Origin of the sequence: Pseudomonas sp. AG1028, from assembly GCF_007993955.1 — a bacterium.
Lineage (GTDB): Bacteria > Pseudomonadota > Gammaproteobacteria > Pseudomonadales > Pseudomonadaceae > Aquipseudomonas > Aquipseudomonas straminea.
Genome location: NZ_VIVP01000005.1, coordinates 61,283 through 83,332, shown reverse-complemented (window position 1 = coordinate 83,332; position 22,050 = coordinate 61,283). Strand labels below are relative to the sequence as shown.

General features: G+C 65.3%; 21 protein-coding genes. 2 read left to right on the top strand and 19 right to left on the bottom strand.

Going from position 1 to position 22,050, the window contains the following annotated elements; translation table 11 throughout:
* Positions 1–145: 145 nt before the first annotated feature.
* The 9 genes from cls to ribBA all read right to left on the bottom strand — a co-directional run bounded on the left by cls (position 146) and on the right by ribBA (position 11,210).
* Positions 146–1,585 carry a cardiolipin synthase gene (gene cls / locus FB481_RS09390; protein ID WP_147176168.1) on the bottom strand — a complete coding sequence of 480 codons (1,440 nt, stop codon included), beginning with the start codon at positions 1,583–1,585 and terminating at the stop codon, positions 146–148.
* A gap of 169 nt (positions 1,586–1,754) precedes the next feature.
* Positions 1,755–3,161: a cytosine permease gene (locus FB481_RS09385; RefSeq protein ID WP_147176167.1), complete on the bottom strand. Its 1,407-nt coding sequence runs from the start codon at positions 3,159–3,161 to the stop codon at positions 1,755–1,757.
* A 258-nt stretch (positions 3,162–3,419) separates the two neighbouring features.
* Complete coding sequence (locus FB481_RS09380; protein ID WP_013789208.1) at positions 3,420–4,460, bottom strand: LLM class flavin-dependent oxidoreductase; 1,041 nt, start codon at positions 4,458–4,460, stop codon at positions 3,420–3,422.
* A gap of 151 nt (positions 4,461–4,611) precedes the next feature.
* The gene (locus FB481_RS09375; RefSeq protein WP_093500958.1) at positions 4,612–5,622 is read right to left on the bottom strand and encodes an ABC transporter substrate-binding protein; all 1,011 of its coding nucleotides are present in this window, start codon (positions 5,620–5,622) and stop codon (positions 4,612–4,614) included.
* A 342-nt stretch (positions 5,623–5,964) separates the two neighbouring features.
* Positions 5,965–7,113: an ABC transporter ATP-binding protein gene (locus tag FB481_RS09370; protein ID WP_093500956.1), complete on the bottom strand. Its 1,149-nt coding sequence runs from the start codon at positions 7,111–7,113 to the stop codon at positions 5,965–5,967.
* 17 nt (positions 7,114–7,130) lie between these two features.
* Positions 7,131–7,940: an ABC transporter permease gene (locus tag FB481_RS09365; protein WP_093500954.1), complete on the bottom strand. Its 810-nt coding sequence runs from the start codon at positions 7,938–7,940 to the stop codon at positions 7,131–7,133.
* 6 nt (positions 7,941–7,946) lie between these two features.
* Complete coding sequence (locus FB481_RS09360) at positions 7,947–8,855, bottom strand: ABC transporter permease (protein WP_147176166.1); 909 nt, start codon at positions 8,853–8,855, stop codon at positions 7,947–7,949.
* A 1-nt stretch (position 8,856) separates the two neighbouring features.
* Positions 8,857–9,882 (bottom strand): ABC transporter substrate-binding protein, encoded by a 1,026-nt coding sequence (locus tag FB481_RS09355; RefSeq protein ID WP_093500950.1) that lies wholly within the window; start codon positions 9,880–9,882, stop codon positions 8,857–8,859.
* 221 nt (positions 9,883–10,103) lie between these two features.
* Positions 10,104–11,210: a bifunctional 3,4-dihydroxy-2-butanone-4-phosphate synthase/GTP cyclohydrolase II gene (ribBA, locus tag FB481_RS09350; RefSeq protein WP_093500949.1), complete on the bottom strand. Its 1,107-nt coding sequence runs from the start codon at positions 11,208–11,210 to the stop codon at positions 10,104–10,106.
* Positions 11,211–11,283: 73 nt separating this feature from the next.
* Between ribBA and FB481_RS09345 the strand changes: the two genes are divergently transcribed.
* Positions 11,284–11,577: a DUF1330 domain-containing protein gene (locus FB481_RS09345; protein WP_027908448.1), complete on the top strand. Its 294-nt coding sequence runs from the start codon at positions 11,284–11,286 to the stop codon at positions 11,575–11,577.
* Positions 11,578–11,643: 66 nt separating this feature from the next.
* On the opposite strand, the gene FB481_RS09340 is transcribed toward FB481_RS09345, so the two are convergent.
* The 5 genes from FB481_RS09340 to FB481_RS09320 form a co-directional block, all read right to left on the bottom strand.
* Positions 11,644–12,576 (bottom strand): PfkB family carbohydrate kinase, encoded by a 933-nt coding sequence (locus FB481_RS09340; RefSeq protein WP_093500947.1) that lies wholly within the window; start codon positions 12,574–12,576, stop codon positions 11,644–11,646.
* Positions 12,566–14,029, bottom strand: a complete 1,464-nt coding sequence (locus tag FB481_RS09335) for a cytosine permease (protein ID WP_147176165.1) — start codon at positions 14,027–14,029, stop codon at positions 12,566–12,568. The genes FB481_RS09340 and FB481_RS09335 overlap by 11 nt, the downstream gene beginning before the upstream one ends.
* A gap of 68 nt (positions 14,030–14,097) precedes the next feature.
* Positions 14,098–15,114, bottom strand: a complete 1,017-nt coding sequence (locus tag FB481_RS09330; RefSeq protein ID WP_147176164.1) for an ADP-ribosylglycohydrolase family protein — start codon at positions 15,112–15,114, stop codon at positions 14,098–14,100.
* Positions 15,111–15,824, bottom strand: a complete 714-nt coding sequence (locus tag FB481_RS09325) for a GntR family transcriptional regulator (RefSeq protein WP_178109858.1) — start codon at positions 15,822–15,824, stop codon at positions 15,111–15,113. The genes FB481_RS09330 and FB481_RS09325 overlap by 4 nt, the downstream gene beginning before the upstream one ends.
* A gap of 103 nt (positions 15,825–15,927) precedes the next feature.
* Entirely contained in the window at positions 15,928–16,824 is an 897-nt protein-coding gene (locus tag FB481_RS09320) for a LysR substrate-binding domain-containing protein (protein ID WP_147176162.1), read from the bottom strand.
* Positions 16,825–16,926: 102 nt separating this feature from the next.
* Between FB481_RS09320 and FB481_RS09315 the strand changes: the two genes are divergently transcribed.
* Positions 16,927–17,898, top strand: coding sequence for a DMT family transporter (locus FB481_RS09315; protein ID WP_147176161.1), 972 nt, complete (start codon positions 16,927–16,929; stop codon positions 17,896–17,898).
* Between the two features lie 106 nt (positions 17,899–18,004).
* Here FB481_RS09315 and FB481_RS09310 read toward each other — a convergent pair whose 3' ends face one another.
* From FB481_RS09310 to FB481_RS09290, 5 genes are all read right to left on the bottom strand, one after another.
* Positions 18,005–18,568: an NUDIX hydrolase gene (locus tag FB481_RS09310; RefSeq protein WP_093500936.1), complete on the bottom strand. Its 564-nt coding sequence runs from the start codon at positions 18,566–18,568 to the stop codon at positions 18,005–18,007.
* Positions 18,569–18,573: 5 nt separating this feature from the next.
* A complete protein-coding gene (locus FB481_RS09305; protein WP_093500932.1) occupies positions 18,574–19,323 on the bottom strand; it encodes a GntR family transcriptional regulator in 750 nt (249 codons plus the stop codon).
* 53 nt (positions 19,324–19,376) lie between these two features.
* The gene (locus FB481_RS09300) at positions 19,377–19,775 is read right to left on the bottom strand and encodes a carboxymuconolactone decarboxylase family protein (RefSeq protein ID WP_013789224.1); all 399 of its coding nucleotides are present in this window, start codon (positions 19,773–19,775) and stop codon (positions 19,377–19,379) included.
* Positions 19,776–19,989: 214 nt separating this feature from the next.
* Positions 19,990–21,441 carry an NAD-dependent succinate-semialdehyde dehydrogenase gene (locus FB481_RS09295; RefSeq protein ID WP_147176160.1) on the bottom strand — a complete coding sequence of 484 codons (1,452 nt, stop codon included), beginning with the start codon at positions 21,439–21,441 and terminating at the stop codon, positions 19,990–19,992.
* Positions 21,442–21,550: 109 nt separating this feature from the next.
* Positions 21,551–22,036: a flavin reductase family protein gene (locus tag FB481_RS09290; RefSeq protein WP_093500928.1), complete on the bottom strand. Its 486-nt coding sequence runs from the start codon at positions 22,034–22,036 to the stop codon at positions 21,551–21,553.
* Between the last annotated feature and the right edge of the window lie 14 nt (positions 22,037–22,050).

The window sequence follows — 22,050 nt, the reverse complement described above, 5'->3', positions numbered from 1 at the left end:
GCTTGGCTCGACGTTTGCTGAGATAGACCGAGAAAAGAAAAGTTGCGCGCTTGCCGTGCAGTTCGTCGGGTAAGGGGAACCATCCTGTGAGCCAACTCACTTTTTCAGATGACTTTCCTGATGACACTGAGTGCCGTTGCAGCTCTCAGAGAATAGGCGAAATCAGCCGTGCCACGCGCATGCCCAACTGCTGCAGGCGATGCACCTCGCGGCGGTCGGCGCCAATCAGTTCGCGGGACTGGCTGAAGTCTTCCAGCAGCATCGCCTCGACCTGGCGGGCGAATTCGCTGTCGACGGTGACCAGGGTGATTTCGAAGTTGAGACGGAACGAGCGGTTGTCCAGGTTGGCGCTGCCGACCACGCCGATGTCGCCATCGATCAGCGCGACCTTCTGGTGCAGGAAGCCCGGCAGGTAGCGGAATATCCGCACGCCGGCGCGCAGGGCTTCCAGGGCGAACAGATTGGAAGCGGCATAGACGATGCGGTGGTCGGGGCGCGAGGGCAGCAGGATGCGCACGTCCACGCCGCGCAGCACGGCCAGGCGCAGGGCGGCGAACAGCGCTTCGTCGGGGATGAAGTAGGGGCTGGTCAGCCAGATGCGCTCGCGGGCGGCATTGAGCATTTCCACGAACAACAGCGAACAGGTTTCCTGGGCATCGGCCGGGCCGCTGCTGATCACCTGGCAGAGCATGCCTTCGTCCGGGTAGCGCTCGGGCAGCAGCAGCGGTGGCAGTTTGCGGGTCGCCCAGAACCAGTCCTCGGCGAAGGATTCCTGCAAACACGCTACCGCCGGGCCGTGCACTTCGACGTGGGTATCGCGCCACGGCGACAGGCGCGGCTTTTCGCCCAGGTATTCGTCGCCGACGTTGTGCCCGCCGAGATAGCCGCGCTCGCCATCGACCACCACGATCTTGCGGTGGTTGCGGAAATTCAGCTGGAAGCGATTGAGCACGCCGCCGCCGGTGGGGAAGGCGTGCATGTGCACGCCGCCGTCGCGCAGCCGCTTGATATAGCGGCGCGGCAGTGCGTGGCTACCCACCGCGTCATAGAGAAAGTAGACCTGCACGCCAGCGGCGGCGCGCTCGAGCAGGGCCTCCTGCAAACGGCGGCCAAGTTTGTCGTCGTGAACGATGAAGAACTGGATCAGGATCACCTGATGTGCGTCGGCAATCGCCTGGAGGATCGCCTCAAAGGTCGCCTTGCCGTCGACCAGGAGACTGACCTGGTTGCCGGCCAGGCAGGGCATGCGCCCGAGGCGCGGTAATGCGCGCAACTGGCCGTAAGCTTCGGACTCGCCGGCAGCGATGGCCTCCTGCACCCAGGGCCGCCAGTCCAGGGAGGCCATTGCCTTGTGCATTTGCTTGTCGACCACTCGGCGCGCTTCGATATAGGCGTAGAAGCGGCTGCGCCCGAAAATCACGTAGGGCAGCAGCGTCAGGTAGGGCATAAAGAACAGCGACAGTGCCCAGGCGATGGCACCCTGGGCGGTGCGTACGGTGAGAATCGCATGCACCGCGGCAAGCGTCCCGAGCACGTGGATCGCTGCAATCAGATAGCCGAAGAAATGCTGGATGCCGAATTCCATGGTCGTTCGCTTGATAGCTGCCGTGCCAGCATAGACCACGCTATCGATAGGTCGTCACCGATAGAAATCAGCGTTCCACGTGAAACTTCCTGCTGCTGTCGCTCCATTTCATTTTGCGATTGAGCGAAAGCCCCGCATGGCGGGCGCGGAGCTTTTTCGCCGATGACCGTTAGGCCCGCGCCAGCGCCGAGATCTGCTTGCGGCGATACACCGTGTCGCGGCTCGACAGCAGCAGGTACAGCGGCAGGGTGACGATGATCGCCACCAGCCACGACAGGTCGGCGCCGTCGAGTTTGCTGGCGATGGGGCCGGTGTAGATCGGCGTGACCGCGAACGGCAGTTGCACCAGGATGCCGATGGCGTAGGCGCTGACCGCGTTGGGGTTGAAGCGCCCATAGATGCCGCCCGTGGCGTCGAACAGCGAGGGGATGTGATAGCGCTGCTTCTGCACCAGGTAGAAGTCGGCGAGGTTGATCACCGCCCATGGCACCAGCACGATCATCATCGCCAGGATCAGCTGCATGAAGCGTGCAATGAAGTCCGCGGGTGCCGTCACCGCGACCACGCAGCAGGCCACCAGCAGGATCGCCGAGAGCGCCACGCGGGCCTGGCGGCTCGGTGCCCAGTCGGCGGCGAAGGTCTGCACCGAGGTGATCAGCGCCAGCACCGCGCCGTACAGGTTCAGGGCGTTGTGGCTGATGATGCTGAGGATGAACAGCACCATCAGCACGGGCCCGAACACGCCGGTGCTCTGCTTCACCGCTTCCATGGTGCCCGTCTCGGCACTCACCGCCAGCGCCACCAGGGTGCCGAAGATGAAGCACAGCGAAGTGCCCAGCACGGCGCCGCAGTAGGTGGCGATGAAGGGCTTCCAGATGCCCACGTTGCGCGGCAGGTAGCGCGAGTAATCCGAGGTGTAGGGCGCGAAGGAGATCTGCCAGATGGCGCCCAGCGAGGCCATGGCCAGCCAGCCGGCCAGGTTGAAACCGCCGCGGCTGGCGAAGTCCGCCGGCAGGCCGTTGGCGAACAGGGCGATGAAGCCCGCCAGCAGGCCGATGCCCATCACCCAGGTGCCGATGCGGTTGAGGGTGTGGATGAAGTTGTAGCCCAGGATGCCGATCAGCGTCGCGGCGCAGGCGCCGATCAGCACGGCGGCCGGCAGCGGCAGATCCGGCGCCACGGTGTGGATGGATTTGCCGGCCAGCACGCAGTTGGAGATGAAGAAGCCGATGTACAGCACGGCGGCGATCACCACCACCAGCAGCGCCCCGTAGCGACCGAACTGGCCGCGGCTCTGCAGCATCTGCGGCAGGCCCATCTGCGGGCCCTGGGCTGACGCCAGGCCAAGCACGATACCGCCGAGCAGGTGGCCGACCAAGATGGCGCAGATCGCCCAGCCGATGCTCAGGTGGAACACCTGCACGGCCATGGCGCCGGTGACGATCGGCAGCGGTGCGATGTTGGTGCTGAACCAGAGGGTGAACAGGTCACGGACGCGGCCGTGACGATCAGCATCGGCCACCTGGCCGACGCTGTTGCTTTCGACGAGTTCTTGGGGAGCGTTGTTATGGGACATGTCGGGTTCTCCTGCGCAAGGCGGTAGCGGCACGCTGCGCGCAAGGCGGGCAGTGCCGGGTGGATGCGTGGGGTGTCGTGGCTGAGGTCAGCCGCGCTCGCTGCGGGCCGGGCCGCGGGCGAGGGAGAACGGGCAGGGGTGACGCGATGGGAAGGCACGCAACAACATGGGAAAAACCTACTTCTTGTCTTTATTCGGATAGCAGCGTTTTCGATCGTTGCAGCAGCCCGGCGCGGGCCGGGCTGTGCGGGGTGATGCTCAGCGGAAGGCCGGCACCACGTGCTGGATGAACAGCTCCAGGGACTTTTTCTTCTCAGCGTAGGGCAGGCTGTTGTCGGCCCAGAAGCTGAATTCGTCGACGCCCAGTTCCTGGTAGTGACGAATGCGCGCGATGATTTCCTCGGGCGTGCCGATCATGGTGTTCTTGCGGATGTTCTCCAGCTGGAACGCCGGCACTTCAGCGAACTTGGACTCCGGGCTCGGCTCCAGGAAACCGTTGACCGGCGTGGTCTTGTTGCCGAACCAGGCATCGAAGGTGCGGTAGAAGCGCGAGATGGCGGCTGCGCCGAGCTTCCAGCCCTCGGGGTCATCGGCCAGGTGCACGTGGGTGTGACGCAGCACCATCAGTTGCGGGCGCGGCACGCCCGGGTTGTTGGCCAGGGCGGCGTTGAACTTGTTGTTCAGGTCGACCACTTCCTCGTCGCCCTTCATCAGCGGCGTGACCATCACGTTGCAGCCGTTGGCCACGGCGAAGTTGTGCGAGTCCGGGTCGCGGGCGGCGATCCACATCGGCGGCTGGGCGTTGTACGGCTTCGGCACGCTGGTGGAGGTGGGGAATTTGTACACCTCACCGTCATGGGCGTAATCGCCTTCCCACAGCTTGCGCACCACCGGGACCATCTCGCGCAGCGCCTTGCCGCCGTCGGTGGCCGGCATGCCACCGGCCATGCGGTCGAATTCGAACTGGTAGGCGCCGCGGGCCAGGCCCACTTCCATACGACCGTTGCTGATCACGTCGAGCAGGGCGCATTCACCGGCCACGCGAATCGGGTTCCAGAACGGCGCGATGATGGTACCGGCGCCCAGGCGGATGGTGCTGGTACGCGCGGCCAAGTACGACAGAATCGGCATCGGGCTCGGCGAGATGGTGTATTCCATGGCGTGGTGTTCGCCAACCCACACGGTGCTGAAACCGCCGGCCTCGGCCAGCAGGGTGAGCTCGGTCAGCTGCTCAAAGAGCTCACGGTGGCTGACGTCCTGGTCGTAGCGTTCCATGTGGACGAACAAAGAGAATTTCATGTCGCTTTCCTCGATTTTTGTAAGGCCCAGACGCCAGGCGCGAGCCGCCGTCGGGACTGGCCACCTGCAGGATCAGGTAGCTCATGGTCTATGGTATACCATAATATAAAATACTTTGGCGAGTACCCGAGACCCCTCTTGTCGAAAAGCGTCAGTTCTTGGCGGCCTGCCAGGCGTACCAGCGCTCGGCGATGCGCTCGCCGTTCAGGCTCCAATATTTGAAATCCAGGGTGATCTGCCCGGCCTTGTGAGCGCTCGGCTGGCTCTCCGCCAGCTTGGGATCGACCAGTGCCGAAGCACTCAGGTTGACGGGCGCGTAGCCGGTCAGCGAGGAGAAATCCGCCTGCGCCTTGGGGCTGGTGGCGTGGGCGATGAAGGCGCGCGCCGCGTCGGCGTTCGGTGCACCGCGGGGAATCACCAGGAAATCACCGGTCACCAGGTTCTGCTGCCAGTTGATGCCCACCGGCGCCCCCTGATCGCGCAGGGCGTTGACCCGGCCATTCCAGAACATGCCCAGTCCGGCCGTGCCGCTCGACAGCAACTGCTGGGACTCGTCGCCGCTGCCCCACCAGGCGATGTCGCCCTTGATGCTGTCGAGCTTGCGGAAGGCGCGGTCCAGGTCCAGCGGGTACAGCTTGTCGGCGGCCACGCCGTCGGCGAGCAGGGCGATCTCCAGTACGCCGGGGCTCGGCCACTTGTACAAGGCGCGCTTGCCCGGATAGGCGCGGGTGTCGAACAGCGCCGCCCAATCCTGCGGCGCGCTGGTGAGCACCTTGGTGTTGTAGCCGAGGATGAAGGAGAAGTAGAACGAACCGGCGCCGTAGATGGTGACGAAGCGCGGGTCGATGGTGCGTTTGGCGATCTGCTTGAAGTCCAGCGGCTCGAGCAGGCCTTCACGGCCGGCACGCAGGGCGAAGTCCGCCTCCACGTCGACCACGTCCCAGGTGACCTTGCCGCTTTCCACCATGGCCTTGAAGGCCGCGTAATCGGTGGGGCCGGCCTGCTCGACGCGAATGCCGGTCTGCTGGGTGAAGGGCTCGCTCCAGGCCCGGGTCTGCGCGGCCTGGGTGCTGCCGCCCCAACTGACGAAGGTGAGGCTCTGCTCGGCGTGAGCGGTGGAAAACAGCTGCAGCCCCAGCAGCATGGCCAGCACTATGCGCATGGAAATCCCTCCCGAACGATTGAAGATGCCCTTGGCTGTCGACCTGGCGAAGCTGCCGCGATCGCGCACTGTACTGGCACATTGCAAGATGCGCTCCAGATTGCCCAAAGCGCTGCGGCGGGCGGCGGCGGTGCCAGCCGCCGGGCGCGCGGGTTTTATGTGGGAAAAGCAGTACCACTTCTTAAGGGAGGGAGTAACGGTTGAGGGGCTTTCAGCGATCCAGTGTGGGAGCGAGCGGGGACACCTAGTCCATGTCCGCGATTTTTCGCGCGCATGGCGGGCTCCCACAGGTACAGCGCCGATTTATGCCGACTGCTTTACAAAGATAGACCGCACAAGCACTCAGTGCGCCCCGGCGCCCTTGCTCAGGTCGCTCTCGTTCCAGCTGTCGTACAGGCAGGCCTCGCTGGCTGCCCAGCGTACCTTCGCATGGGCACCGGGTTGCAGGGGTTGCAGGCCGCTGCCCATGGCTTTCAGGGTCAGGTGGCAGCCGCCCGGCGTGACAACGTGGCAGGTCAGGCTTTCACCGAGGAACACCACTTCGGCGACCTGCACGGCGATCTCGTTCCAGCCGGCCGGCAGCGGGCTTTGCGCAGCGACCTCCAGGGGCAGCACCTGGGCCTTTTCCGGGCGCAGCATCAGCAACACGTCCTGGTCGTTCTTCAGGTTGGCGGTCGGAGTGATCGCCAGGCTCTGCTGCTCGAACTGCACGGCAGCCTGGCCGCTGACCTTGGCCCGCAGGAAGTTGGAGTTGCCCAGGAACGAGGCGACGAAGGCGTTCGGCGGGTTCTGGTACAGGTCATAGCCGGTACCCAGGCCGACGATCTTGCCGTGGCTGAAGATGGCGATGCGTTGGGACAGGCGCATGGCTTCTTCCTGGTCGTGGGTCACGTAGACGATGGTGATGCCCAGGCGACGGTGCAGGTGACGCAGCTCGTCCTGCAGGTCCTCGCGCAGTTTCTTGTCCAGGGCACCGAGGGGTTCGTCCATCAGCAGGATGCGCGGCTCGTAGACCAGCGCCCGGGCGATGGCCACGCGCTGCTGCTGGCCGCCGGACATCTGCGACGGGCGACGGTGGGCGAAGGCTTCGAGCTGCACAAGCTTGAGCATGGCGTCGACCTTGCGCTTCTGCTCATCGGCGCTGAGTTTGCGAATGCCCAGGGGGAAGGCGATGTTGTCGCGCACGTTGAGGTGCGGGAACAGCGAATAGCGCTGGAACACCATGCCGATATCGCGCTTGTGCGGCGGCACGTTGACCAGTGATTTGCCCTCCACGAGGATTTCCCCGGAGCTGGGCGTTTCGAAGCCGGCGAGCATCGACAGCGTGGTGCTCTTGCCCGAGCCACTGGAGCCGAGGAAGGTGAGGAACTCGCCGTCCTGGATATCCAGGGAAATGTTGTCCACAGCGGTGAAATCGCCGTAGTGCTTGTTCAGGTTGCGCAGGCTGACCAAGGTCTGGGGCGCCTGTTGTTGTTTGATGACGGCACTCATGGGGTTCTCCTCGGCGCTCAGCCTTTGGCTTCGGCGCGCCGGCGTGCAATGGCGGCGATGAACATGACCAGCAGGGAAAGGGCGATCAGCAGCGTCGAGGCGACGGCGATCACCGGGGTGAGATCCTGGCGCAGCGTCGTCCACATCTTCACCGGCAGCGTCTGCAGGCCGGGGCTGGCCATCATCACGCTGAGCACCACCTCGTCCCACGACACCAGGAAGGCGAACAGCCCACCCGATACCAGGCCCGGGCGAATCGCCGGGAAGGTCACCTTGACGATGGCCTGCAGGCGGGTGGCGCCGCAGATCACCGCGGCATCCTCGATGGACTGATCGAACAGCTTCAGCGAGTTGATGATCGAGATGATGGTGAACGGCAGCGCGACGATCACGTGGCTGACCACGAAGGCGAATAGCGTGCCGGTGTAGCCGAGCTTGAGAAACAGTGCGTACACCGCCACGGCGATGATCACCAGCGGCACGATCATCGGCAGGGTGAACAGTGCGTACAGCAGTTCACGACCCGGGAACTTGCCGCGCACCAGGGCGAAGGCGCTGGGCAGGCCGATGGCCAGGGCGCACACGGTGGTCAGCAGCGCCACCTTGAGGCTGACCAGCGCCGAATCCATCCACTGGGCGTTGGAGAAGAACTGCCCGTACCACTTCAGCGTCCAGCCCGGTGGCGGAAACACCAGCCACTGCGAGGAGCCGAACGACAGCAGCACGATGAACAGGATCGGCAGCAGCAGGAACACGGCGATCAGCGCGGTGGTCGCGTTCAGGCCGTAGCGCAGGCCACGACCCATGGCATTGGGTGACAGCAGCATGGCGGCTTACCTCGCAGTGCTGGAAGCGACCGGCGATTCCGGTTGCAGCTTCAGGTAGACGTAGAACAGCACCAGGGTGATGAGGATCAGCAAGGCTGCTGCCGCACTGGCGATGCCCCAGTTGAGGAACGATTGCACCTGCTGGATGATGAATTCGGGGAGCATCATGTTCTGCGCGCCGCCGAGCAGCGCCGGGGTCACGTAGTAACCCAGGGACATCACGAAGACCATCAGGCCGCCGCTGAAGATGCCCGGTCGGCACAGCGGAATGAACACCTTGAAGAAGTTGCGCCATGGGCTGGCACCGCAGATCGAGCCGGCCTGCAACACCATCGGGTCGATGGCGCTCATGGTCGCCTGCAGCGGCAGCACGATGAACGGGATCATGATGTAGCTCATGCCGATCACCACGCCGGTCAGGTTGTGCACCATCTCCAGCGGCTGATCGATGATGCCCAGGCCCATCAGGAATTTGTTGACCACCCCCGAGGACTGCAGCAGCACCAGCCACGAGTAGGTGCGCGCCAGCAGGCTGGTCCACATCGACAGCAGCACGATGCTCAACAGCCAGCGGCCCCAGCCACTTGGCATCAGGGTGATCGCCCAGGCCAGAGGGAAACCCAGCAATAGGCTGATCAGGGTTACCAGCCCGGCCACCGCGAAGGTGTTGAACAGCACCTTGGAGTACGCCGAGTTGGCGAATAGTTGGGCGTAGTTGCCCAGGCCTGGTTCCGGCTCCAGCACGCCACGCAGCAGCAGGCTGACCAGCGGCACCAGGAAGAAGAGGCCAAGAAACAGCAGGGCAGGCAGCAGGTACGAGGCACCGCGCCAACGCGCTGCCCGTTCCGGGTTACCGTCAGCGCCATTGCGCTGACGGCTTGCTGCACCGACCTCAGGGGTACGGAGCGCGGTCATTTCACTTCACCAGCCATTCGTTCCAGCGGGTGGCGATCTCCGCGCCGTTCTTGGCCCAGTAGGCGTAGTCCAGGGTGATCTGGTCGGCCTCGTGGGCGGTCGGCAGGTTCTCTGCCAGTACCGAATCCAGGCGTGCCACGCTGTCCAGGTTGACCGGCGCGTAGGCGGTCAGGTTGGAGAAGTCGGCCTGGCCCTTGGCGCTGCTGGAGTTAGCCAGGAACTTCATGGCCGCTTCCTTGTTCTTGGCGCCCTTGGGCACGACCAGCATGTCGGCCATGACCAGGTTCTGCTTCCAGCTCGCCGCGACCGGCGCGCCATCTTCCTGCAGGGCGTGGATACGGCCGTTCCAGAACTGGCCCATGCTCGCCTCGCCGGAGGCCAGCAGCTGCTGCGACTGCGCGCCGCCGCCCCACCAGACGATGTCCTTCTTGATGGTGTCGAGTTTCTTGAAGGCGCGGTCCAGATCCAGCGGGTACAGCTTGTCCTTTGCTACGCCGTCGGCCAGCAGGGCCAGTTCCAGCACACCGGGGCTCGGCCATTTGTACAGGGCGCGCTTGCCGGGGTAGGTAGCGGTGTCGAACAGCGCGCTCCAGTCCTCGGGCTTCTTGCCGCCGACCGCGCCTTCGTTGTAGCCGAGCACGAAGGAGAAGAAGAACGAACCGACGCCGTGGTCGTTGACGAAGCGTGGGTCGATGCGATCGCGCTTGATGACGTTGAAGTCCAGCGGTTCGAGCAGGCCTTCGGCCGCGGCGCGCAGGGCGAAGTCGGCTTCCACGTCGACCACGTCCCACTGCACGTTGCCGCTCTCGACCATGGCCTTGAGCTTGCCGTAGTCGGTGGGGCCGTCCTGCACGACGGTGATCTTGGTGTCGCGGGTGAAGGGGTCGGCCCAGGCGGCTTTCTGCGCATCCTGGGTGGTACCGCCCCAGCTGACGAAGTTGACCGTTTCCGCCGAGGCGGTGGTCGTGATTGCAGCACTCAGGATGCTCGCGGCGAGCACCGAGGTAACACCTTTGATAAACACCATCTTGCTTGCCCTCTTTGTTGTGTTTGTGCGCAAGCGGGCGTTTGCCCGCTTAACCGGAGCAGTGGATCTTCAATGGCGGCCATCATCGGTGTTTCAGTCGGGGTGACCCGTGCGGACACGCGATAAATTGGCTGGCATTAGGGATATCATATTATGGTATTCCAAACTTTGCGCAAGCGATTTGCCATACATCTTTTGGCGCTCGTACGACCGGCTGTCCGTCACTCGAACGGCACGGTCTCCACCACTTCCAGCTCGTAACCGGCCAGACCCGCGTATTTGAGCGGCGGGCCGAGGTGACGCAGCTTGCCGACGCCGAGATCCTGCAAGATCTGCGCACCGGTACCGACCTCGGAATACACCCGCGGCTGGCCCCGGTTGAAGGGCCGTTGCGGCTGGGTCAGCTGCGGTACGCGTTCGAGCAGGGCTTGCGACGACTCATGGTTGGCGAGCACCACGACGACACCCTTGCCGTCGGCAGCGATGCGTTCCAGGGCGGCCCACAGCGTCCAGCTGCGCGGCCCGGAATACTCGGCGCCGACCAGATCGCGCAGTGGATCGATGGCATGTACGCGCGCCAGGGTCGGTTCGTCATGGCGGATGTCGCCCATCACCATGGCCATGTGTACGCCGCCGGCGATGCGGTCTTCATAAGTGATCAGACGGAACTCGCCGTGCACCGTGGGCAGTGCGCGCTCGCCGATGCGGGTGATGGTGTGCTCGGTGCTCAAGCGGTACTGGATGAGGTCGGCGATGGTGCCGATCTTGATGCCGTGCAGCGCGGCGAAGGCTTCCAGGTCGGGGCGGCGGGCCATGCTGCCGTCCTCGTTCATCACCTCGACGATCACCGCGGCAGGCGTCACGCCGGCCAGTCGGGCCAGGTCGCAGCCGGCTTCGGTGTGCCCGGCGCGGGTCAGCACGCCGCCTTCCTTGGCGCGCAGCGGAAAGATATGGCCCGGCTGCACAAGGTCGCTGGGCTTGGCATCGTCGGCCACGGCGGTCAGCACCGTGTGGGCCCGGTCGGCAGCGGAAATGCCGGTGGTGATGCCGCTGGCGGCTTCGATGGAAACGGTGAAAGCGGTGGAAAATACGCTACCGTTGCTGGGCACCATCTGCTCCAGGCCGAGACGCTGGCAGTGCTCGTCGGTCAGGGTCAGGCAGATCAGGCCGCGGGCTTCGCGGGCCATGAAGTTGATTGCCTGGGGTGTGCAGAATTCGGCGGCGAGCAGCAGGTCGCCCTCGTTCTCGCGGTCTTCGTCGTCCACCAGCAGGACCATCTTGCCCTGGCGAAAGTCATCGATGAGTTCACGGATGGGATGGAAGGGCATGGCGGTTCTCGCAGGTCGGATTATTTTGAATTATGGTATACCGTAATACGCAGTCAAATTAAAGGAGTCAGCTATGAAGGGTTACTGGATCGCGCACGTGGACGTCACCGACCCCGAGCGCTACAGCGAGTACACCAAACGCGCGCCGGCCGTGTTCGCCGAATTCGGCGGCAAGTTCCTGGCCCGCGGCGGCCGCTCCGAGGCGCAGGAGGGTCGTGATACGCCTCAGCGTAGCGTGGTAATCGAGTTCGAGTCGTACGAACAGGCGGTGGCCTGCTACCGCTCCGCGGCCTACCAGGAGGCGAGCAGCTACCGGGCCGGCGCAGCGCGTTCGGAAGTGATCATCGTCGAGGGCATGGCGCCCTGACCCGGCAGGGCTGAGCCAGCGAGGCCCGCCCTCGATCAGGTGAATGCCGATCGAGGCGGGCTGGGGTCAGCGGATGGCCTGTTCGGTCAGAAAGGCGTCGAGCTCGCTGGCCTGCGGGCAGGTTGCCGGGCCGTGACGGGTGACCGCGATGGCTGCCGCGGCATTGGCGCGCGCGGCGGCGGTTGGCTCGGGTAATCCGGCGGCCAGGCTGGCCAGGAATACGCCGATATGGGCATCGCCGGCGCCGTTGGTGTCCACCGCTTCTACGGCAAAGCCCGGTACCTGCAGGCGCCAGTCGCCGCGCGCCAGCCAGCAGCCCTGCGGGCCGTCGCGCAGAATCACCAGGGCACCTTCCGGCAGCCGCGCCGTGAGGCGCTGCAGGGCCTGCTCCAGGCTGTCGGTAGCGGTGAACTGCAGGGCTTCCTCTCGATTACTGCTCCAGATCGCCAGGCGCTCCAGCAACTGCTCGGCGCCCGGGATATCCGGGTTGCAGGCCAGCGGGCCGGGATCGAACACCAGTGCACCGGCCGCGCCGCCCTGCTGCAGCCAGGCCAGCAGCGGGGCCGCCTTGCAGGCATGCAGCAGGCTGTAGCCGCTGACCATCACCCAGTCCGTGGCCGTGGCGGTTTCGTGCTGCAGGTCCTCGGTGTGCAGCACGCCTTCGGCGCCCACATGGGTGACGAACGAGCGCTCGGCGCTGGCGTCGGTCAGGGCGACGCACAGCCCGGTATCGCCTTCGGTACTCGGCGGCAGGCGGCACTCGATGCCTTGCGCCTGCAAGGCCTGGCGCGCCATGTCGCCGAAGCGGCCAACTCCATGGCGGCCCAGGTAACAGGTTCTCAGGCCGTTGCGCGCGGCAGCGGCCATGACGTTGAAGCCGCCGCCCACTGCGAAGGCCGCACTGCTGGCCAGCACGTCCTGGCCGGCGGCGGGCAGGGCGCTGACGTTCATCACCAAGTCGACGACCACCTGGCCGGTGTACAGCAGCCTAGCGGCCATGGGCGGCCTCGTGGGTCATGGCGGCGCGGCGGTCACGGCAGCCACCGAGCAGCGCATACAGGCCACCGGCGACCACGAAGGTGACGATCCAGCCCAGGCCGTTCTGGCCGAACCAGGAGTCGGCCAGCCAGCCGTGGAACAGCACGTTGCCCGCGCCGATCTTCACCGTGGTGAAGCTGAAGCCCAGCACGATTGCCACCGCCCAGGCGCCCAGGGCACGCCACTCCACGCCGCCGGCGTACCAGTAGGCACTGCTCGGGCTGACGTTCATCAGGTCGGCCGCCTCGTAACGCTGACGGTGGCGCAGGTCGACCAGGAAGATGCCCACCCAGGCGGTGATCGGCACGGCCAGCATGGAGATGAAGGTGATGAACGGGCCGTAGAAGCTCTCGGCGATCAGCATGAAGTAGATCGAGCCGATGAAGATCGCCACGATGTCGACCACCACGGCGTAGACCCGCTTGACCCTGAGGCCGAGGGTGAGGGTGGTCAGGCCCGCGGAATACACCGACAGGTTGTTGGACAGCAGCAGGCCGCCGAACGCGGTGATCAGGTAGGGCACGGCCATCCAGGTCGGCAGCAGTTCGCGAATCGCCACGATGGGGTCGGTCGCCGAGGCCAGGTGATCGTTGCCCACCGAAATCAGGCCGCCCAGGGTGATCAGCAGCACCAGCGGAATGCCCGCACCGAAGGCGGCGGAAGCCACCAGCCCGGCCGCCCGCACGCTCTTGTGCTGGTAGCGCGACATGTCGGCGCCGGCATTGGCCCAGCCGATACCGGTACCGGCCGCCATGGTGCCGATGCCGATCAGCACGGCGGACATTGGCGCTGGCGTGGCCGCCCACACCAGGGCCCAGTCGATGTGCAGGGCGAGAAAGCCGCCGACCACCAGGTTCAGCGCGCCGAACACCCAGGTGGCCCATTTCTGGATCACCAGCAGGGTGGCATGGCCGAGGCCGGAGACGCACAGGGTCAGCAGCACGAACAGGCCGATGAACAGCAGGGTCAGCAAGGGCGCCGACTTGGCCTCCACCGGTGTGCCCTGGACGATCGACACCAGCGACAGCAACACGAAGGCCGCCGTGGTGGTGTTGACCGTCTCCCAGCCCAGTCGCGAGCCGAGCGACACCAGGGTCGGGCCGATATTGCCGCGCATGCCGAAGATCGCCCGCGACAGCGTCAGGCTTGGCGCGCGACCCCGGCGGCCAGCGATCGACAACAGGCCGACGATGGCGAACGAGCCACCGGCACCGAGGATGGCGACCACCAGCGCCTGCCAGATCGACAGGCCCTGAAAGGCGATCAGGGTGGCGCCCAGCGGAAGGCCGAGGATGCTGATGTTGGCCGCGAACCAGACCCAGAACAGCTGCAGCGGGTGACCGTTGCATTCATGTTCAGGGACGGGCTCGATGCCGCGGGTTTCCAACTGGCCCACCTGTTCGGATGCACGCATGACGCAACTCCTGCAGTAATTGTTGTTGGCAGGGCTGGGTGACCGCACGGGCTGCCACCCCATAGGATTCAGGTTGTTCGCAGGGCCAGCAGCTGGTCGGTCAGGGGCGCCAGGTCAATCTGGCTGACCGCGCAGACCTGCGCCACTGCTTCGCTTGGCCAGGCGCTCAGGCCATGGGTCGCGCCGAGCATGGCGCCGAGTACGGCGGCGATGGTGTCGGTGTCGCCACCCAGGCTGGCGGCCATGCACAGCGCCTCATAGGGCGTCAGTTGCCCGTTGGCGACGGCGCGCGCCAAGGCGAACGCGGCGACCACGGATTCCTGGGACGCCACCGAGGTGCCGATCACCTCGTAGATCAGGTCGGCCAAGGCGTCGGGGCTGGCGGAGTCGCAGAGCCGCGCGGTCCACTCGATGCGTGCCGCGATGTCGCCGCCAGCCACCCAATGGCCGAGTCGCTGGCCTTGCCGGGCCGCCGCGACTCCACTGTCCAGGGCGCTGGCCAGGCCGTCGCCATTGATGCCTGCCGACACGACCGCCGCCACCGCAGCGGCGCTGGCGATACCCAGGCCGGTGTTGTGGGTCACCTGGCAGGCCTGCAGCACCTGCGCCATGAAACGCTCGGGGTCACGCACGTCGGCGGCGATGCCTACCGGGGTAATGCGCATCGCCGCGCCGTTGGTGGTGCCGAAGCGCCCGGCCTGTTCCGGGCTGGCACCGGCGAGAATCATCTCGATGGCGCGCTTGGTCGACGGGCCGAGCAAGTCCTGCGAACCCTTGGCGCGCATGGCCGCTTCCCAGTCGATCAGGCGCTGCGCCAGGTCGGTCGGTGCGATGCGGCCTTGGCCTTCGACCAGCAGCTCGCCAACCAGGATCGCCTGCTCGGTATCGTCGGTGATCGCGCCAGCGGGCATGTTCGGGGCGATCGGCTGGTCGGCGTCGGCATCGAGCAAGCCGTCGATGCGGCCATAGCGTGCGCGGATCTGTTCGCGGGACAGCGACTGGGTCGGCATGCCGAGCGCATCGCCCAGTGCCAAGCCGTGGAAGGCGCCGAGGGCGCGGTCTCGCGCGGTGGAAAGCTGGCTCACTGGGCGTCCCCGAATTCGAGATGAAGTTGAAAGTGCAGCGGGTCGAGGTAGCTCTCGACGCGCTCCATGAAGCGCCCGCGACTGTCGAAGGTTTCCCTGACCACCCTGAGGAACACGCTGCCCGGCGCGCGTTGCAGCTGGTTGGCCGCATCGATATCGAGCGGCGCCGCACCGATCCACTGCTTGCCCTGCCCGGCGCGGTAACCGTGGGTGGCCAGCGTGGCGGTCAGCGAATCCTCGAGCAGGCCCTCTTCGGCGAGGTTTTCCAGGCCATCGCAGGCTGGAATCAGCGCGCGCTCGAGCGACACCAGGCTGCCATCGGCAGCGCGTCGGCGACGCTCGACGAGCATGAAGCGGGCGCGGCCGAAGCGTTCGGCGAATTCCTCGCGCTCCACGCAACTGATGCCCAGCAGCTCGGTCTGGATCTGCACACCACCGGCGGCAAGGGCCTGCGCCCAGCCCCCGCTCTGGTGCAGGGGCACCCCGTCATAGGTGACCACGGAGCCGACGCCTGGCTGGGTACCGATGTAATTACGCCGCTTGAGCTCGGAGAGTGCCTCGCGCAACGTGCCGCGGCTGACGTCGAAGGCTGCCGCCAGCTCATGTTCACCGGGTAGTCGCTCGCCTGCGCCGAGCACGCCTTGCTCAATGCGTTCGGCCAGGGCGCGAACCACACGGGTTTTCTTGTCGAATCGAACCTGTCTAATCATGTACAAATTAGTACCGCCAGATCGCATCGCTCGCAAGTGCTTTTCGGCAGACGGTGCGTTTCGAGGTGCAATGGAGGCCGTCATCGGCACCGTGTTCAGGCGGTCAGCCGGGGTGGGCTACGCCGGAGAGGTGGCTGACCAACTGCCGGGCATGGGGCGGCAGGCTCTCCCAATCGCGGATGCACAGGCGCAGTTCGCGGTTGGCCCAGCTGTCAGCGATGTCGATCAGGGTCAGCGGCAGCTCCTGGGCCATCCGTGAGGCGGCCGCCTCGGGTAGCATGGCCAGGCCCGCGCCCTGTGCAACCAGTTGGGCGATGGCGTCGAAGCTCGGCGCCCGTACCCGTACGCGCAGGGCGATGCCGGCGGCAATGGCCTTGTCCTCGATGAAACGCTGCATCGCCCGTTCCGCCGGCAGACCGATATAGGGAAAGCTCAGCGCCTCGACCAGCTTGGCCTGCCGCCGATCCGCCAGGGCATGGCCTTGAGGCACGAGCAGCACCAGGCGGTCGTGGCGAAACGGCAGGGACAGCAGCCCGCCGGTTGGCTGGTTGCCGTCGTAGACGCCCAGGTCGAATTCGCCAGCCTGCACGTCTCGCAGGATCGAGCGACTGCTGCCTTCGGTCAGCTGCAGATCCACCTCCGGGTAATCGGCCAGAAAGGGGCCCAGCGCCGCCGGCAGAAAGGTGCTGTTGGCCACGGTGGAGGCGCATAGCCTGAGCACCACGCGGCGCTGGCCGGACAGCTCCTGTAGGTTGTCCTTAAGGCGCTGCGCTTCGTTGAGGATCCGCTGGCAGGCTTCGAGCACCAGGCGCCCGGCCGGGGTCGGCGTCATGCCGTTGGCATTGCGGGCGAACAGGGTGACCTGACAGCGGTCCTCAAACTGCCGCAGCCGTGTGCTGGCCGCCGACACCGCTACCGGAAAAGTCGCCGCTGCCTTGCTGAGGCTGCCGGTCGAGGCGGTGGCGACCAGCAGGCGTACGTCCACGAGATCGAAATGCACGGGGGTTCTCCAAAACAGAAGGCAGCCTTAGGAAAATAGCGATTCTAGGCTATCGCCATTCGGATCAGAATAACCGTTCCCTGCCCCCGGATTCAGATTGCCATGAACCTTTCTGCCTTCTTCAAGCGCTGCGCCACTAATGGCAGCCTGTTCGCTATCCTTTCCGCTGCCGGTTTCAGCATGAAGGCGATCTTCGTCAAAATGGCGTACATCGCCGCGCCGGTGGAGGCGATTACCCTGCTGGCGATGCGCATGACCCTCGCCTTGCCACTGTTCCTGTGGCTGGTCTGGTTAAGCCGCAGTGGTACTGGCACCGGTGGGCGCTTCTCACTGGGCGACGGCGCCCGTGTGGTGGTGCTGGCGCTGTTCGGCTATTACCTGTCGAGCCTGTTCGACTTCTACGGTTTGCAATACATCAGCGCCGGCCTGGAGCGGTTGATCCTGTTCACCTACCCGACCCTGGTGCTGGTGTTCCAGATGATCGCCTTTCGCGAACGCCCCAGCCGTCGCATGCTGCTGGCCATGGCTGTCTGTTACCTGGGCCTCGGCGTGGCGCTGATGCACGACATCGGCGCCACCGACATGCGAAGCCAGGTGATCATCGGCTCGCTCTGGGTATTCGCCAGTGCCGTGACCTACGCGCTGTACTACCTGGGCACCGGGGTGATGGTGAAGCGCCTGGGTTCGATGCGCCTGGCCGGCCTGGCGGGCAGCGCGTCGTCGTTGATGGTGCTGGCACACTTCTTCATCAGCGAACCGGCCGGCAGCATGCTCGCGCAACCGGCCCACGTGTGGCTGTGCGCCGCGCTGATGGCGATGATTTCCACCGTGCTGCCGGTGTACTGGATGGCCCTGGCGATCCAGCGCATCGGCGCCACCAACACCGCAGCCGTCGGCAACCTCGGCCCGGTGCTGACCATCTTCGCTGCCTGGGCGCTGCTCGGCGAAGCCATCACGCCCTACCAGATGGCCGGGCTGGCGCTGGTGATGTTCGGTATCTGGAAGCTCAAGGCGGGCGCTGCGAAGAAGGTCGTGGTTGCAGATGTGGCCGGGGGCAAGCCGAGTTCGGTCTAGGCAGAGCTGAAGATGGATGCGCGCTTTTTGTGGGAGAGGCTTTAGCCTCGATTGTCTGTAGCTGACTTAAAGGCTGGGGGCTAAAGCCCCTCCCACAGAGGCTGCTTTAGCGGATGAAATGCACCTTGCCGGTATCGTCGCTGCCCATGTAGATGCCGTAGCTGCCCGTCTCGCGCTCGGCGATATAGCGTTCCAGGATCTGCCGGATGGCCGGGTAATAGATCTGCTCCCAGGGAATGTCTTCGGGGGCGAAGAAGCGGCGTGCCAAGGTTTCGCTGCCGAAGTAGCCGATGTCATGTAGCAGCTTGGCACGGAAGATCAGGTACACCTCGCTGATCGCCGGCACGCTGAACACCGAATAGGGGCAGGTGATTTCCGCCACCACGCCGGCTTCCTCGCGCACTTCGCGCAGTGCCGCTTCCTCGGTGGTTTCGCCGTTTTCCATGAAGCCGGCCGGCAGCGTCCAGGTGCCGATGCGCGGCTTGATGGCGCGCTGGCACAGCAGGTAGCGGCCGTCCTGCTCGATGATGCAGCCGGTGATGATCTTCGGGTTTTCGTAGTGGATGTGCCCGCAGCCGGCGCACACCAGGCGGTGGTGGTCGTCGCCTGCCGGGCGACGCCGTTCCAGCGTCGCGCTGCCGCATTGATTACAGAAGCGCGGGCTGGGCATGGCGGTCAGCTTCCGATACGCGGGTCTTGCAGGCCGATGGGTGCGACAATGTCGCGAGCCTTGGCACCTTCCTGCTTGGCCTCCAGGTATTCCAGAGCGACCTTGGCCGCCGCGCGTACATGGTCCACCGAGGCCTGGTGGGCGGCGATCGGGTCGCCGCTCTTGATCGCCTCGACCATGCGCTCCATTTCCTGGTTACTGGTGCTGCGGCGGTTGCTCTGCGACACCGAAGTGGCGCGCAGGTAGCTGATGCGTGCCTGCAGCTGGCGCAGCTGGGTGGCCGCTGCTTCGTTGCCGCAGCCTTCGAGCAGCACGTCGTAGAACTCCTGCACCGACTCCAGCACGTCCGGCAGCTCGCCTTTCTCAAGGGTCTGGCGGTTGTTCTCCAGGGCGCGTTCCAGGGCGCGGATGTCCTTGGCGCGGGCACGCAGGGTGAACAGCTGGACGATCATGCCTTCCAGCGCGCAGCGTAGCTCGTAGAGGTCGCAGGCATCTTCCAGGGTGATGATCGCCACGCGCGGGCCCTTGGCGTCGGCGAATTCGACCAGGCCTTCGGATTCCAGGTGGCGCAGTGCCTCGCGTACCGAGGTGCGGCTGACGCCCAGGCGATCGCAGAGGTCGCGCTCCACCAGGCGATCACCGGGCAGCAACTGGAAGTTCATGATGGCGCTGCGCAGCTTGTCCAGAACGATTTCCCGCAGGGTCACGGGATTGCGGTTGACCTTGAAGCTGTCGTCGATCGGCTGGCGTTTCATGGTTAGTGCTCGCGTTATAGGTATGGGCGCACTCATCGCATTGCCTTGGCCGGTTATGCCTCGGGTTGCTGCTGCTCGGCATCCGCTTCGGCGAAGGCTTCGCGAGCGATGCGGAAGCTGTCGACCGCGGCAGGCACACCACAGTAGATACCGACCTGCAGCAGGATCTCGCGGATCTGCTCACGGCTGAGACCGTTACGCAGGGCGCCGCGAATGTGCAGCTTCAGTTCGTGCGGGCGATTGAGCGCGGAAATCATGGCCAAGTTTATCATGCTGCGTTCCTGCATCGATAAGCCTTCCCGGCCCCACACGTGCCCCCAGCAGTATTCGGTGACCAGCTCCTGCAGCGGGCGGTTGAAGTCGTCGGCGTTCTCCACCGAGCGCTTCACGTAGGCCTCGCCCAGCACCTGGGTGCGAATCTTCAGGCCCTTTTCGTACTTGTCGTTGCTCATGTCGGTTCTACCGTTTTGATCGATTGCGGTGGAGACGTAGGATGGGTGAAACCCATCGCTTATTGATGGGTTTCACCCATCCTACGCGGCCCGATCCATCCTATGGGGCTCAGCGATCCGTAGTGGGAACGGGCCATGCCCGTGATTTCGCGCGCATGGCGCGCTCCCACAGTGTTATGCCGAACGGTCACCTACGAGGTAACCAGCTCCAGCCTCACAACCCACCCATCAGGGTGTATTTGATTTCCAGGTAATCGTCGATGCCGTAGTGCGAGCCCTCGCGGCCCAGGCCGGAGGACTTGATGCCGCCGAAGGGCGCCACTTCCGTGGAGATCAGCCCTTCGTTGATGCCGACCATGCCATATTCCAGCGCCTCGCTCATCCGCCAGGCGCGGCCCAGGTCGCGGGTGTAGCAGTAGGCGGCCAGGCCGAATTCGGTGTCGTTGGCCATGCGGATCGCCTGGGCCTCGTCGCTGAAGCGGAACACCGCGGCCAGCGGGCCGAAGGTTTCGTCGCGGGCGACCTTCATCTCGGTGGTCACCTCGCTCAGCACGGTGGGCTGGTAGAAACCGTGGCCGAGGGCGTGGCGCTCGCCGCCGCAGACCAGCCGGGCACCTTTGCCCAGGGCATCGGCGACGTGATCGGCGACCTTGTCCACGGCCCGGTCGTTGATCAGCGGGCCTTGCTGGGCGCCATCGGTAAAGCCATCGGCGACTTTCAGTTCGGCCACGCGCTCGGCCAGGCGAGCCACGAAGGCATCGTGGATGCCGTCCTGCACCAGGAAGCGGTTCACGCACACGCAGGTCTGCCCGGCATTGCGGTATTTGGCGACCATGGCACCGTCGACGGCGCGCTCTAGGTCGGCGTCATCGAAGACGATGAACGGCGCGTTGCCACCCAGTTCCAGGGAAACCTTCTTCAGGGTGCTGGCGCACTGCTGCATGAGCAGCTTGCCGATCGGCGTGGAGCCGGTGAACGACAGCTTGCGCACCTCGGCGCTGGCGCACAGCTCGTTGCCGATGGCCACCGCATCACCGGTGATCACGTTGAGCAGGCCGGCGGGCAGCCCGGCTTCTTCGGCGAGCGCGGCTAGGGCCAGGGCCGAGAACGGCGTTTCCGGTGCCGGCTTGACGATGCACGGGCAGCCGGCTGCCAGCGCCGGGCCGACCTTGCGGGTGATCATCGCCGCCGGGAAATTCCACGGCGTGATCGCGGCTACCACGCCAATCGGCTCCTTGGTCACCACGATGCGCGCATCGGGCTTGTGGCTGGGAATGGTGTCGCCGTAGATGCGTTTGGCTTCCTCGGCGAACCACTCGATGAAGCTGGCGGCGTAGAGAATCTCGCCACGGGCCTCGGCCAACGGCTTGCCCTGCTCGAGGGTGAGAATCTCGGCCAGCGCGTCGGCGTTTTCCAGCATCAGGGCGTGCCAGCGCTTGAGGATGGCGCTGCGTTCCTTGGCGGTGCGTGCCCGCCAGGCTGGCCAGGCGGCGTTGGCGGCGGCGATGGCGCGGCGGGTTTCGGCGCTGCCCATGTCGGGCACCCGGCCGATCTCTTCGCCATTGGCGGGGTTGAAGATGGCTTGGGTGCCGCCTTCATCGGCGGTCAGCCACTGGCCGTCGAGGTAGGCGTGCTGGCGGAACAGGCGCGAAGCTTCGGGCGTCATGGCAGCTCCAGAATAAAACAGGCCATGCTCGAGGGTGAGTGAGCATGGCCAAAGAAAGGATGTGCAGCGTGTCGGCCATCAGCCCGGGGCAGGCCGATGGTCAGCACGCTCAGGCAAATGCCGGCAGGGCGCCGAGCTTGCCGCGGTGGTAGATCATCGGCACCGGGGCGTTCTCGGGCAGGATCAGGTTCTTCACCGCGCCGACCATGATCGCGTGGTCGCCACCGTCATACTCGCGCCACAGTTCGCACTCGATGATCGCCGCGGCGTTGTTCAGCAGCGGGTTGCCCAGCTCGCTGAGCGTCCACTCGATACCGGCGGCCTTGTCCTTGCCCTTGCCGGCGAAAGCGTAGGCTTCCTTCTGCTGCTCGGCGGACAGTAGGTGGATGGCGAAGCGCTTGCTGTCGCGCAGCACCGGATAGGAGTCCGAGGCGTAGTTGGGGCAGAACAGCACCAGCGCCGGGTCGATGGACAGCGCACTGAAGGCGCTGGCAGTGATGCCGACGATGCCGCCATCGGGCCCCTGGGTAGTGACGATGGTTACGCCGGAGGGGAAGGCGGCCATGACGGATTTGTACAGTCCGGGTTCGATCATTTTGCTTTTCCTCG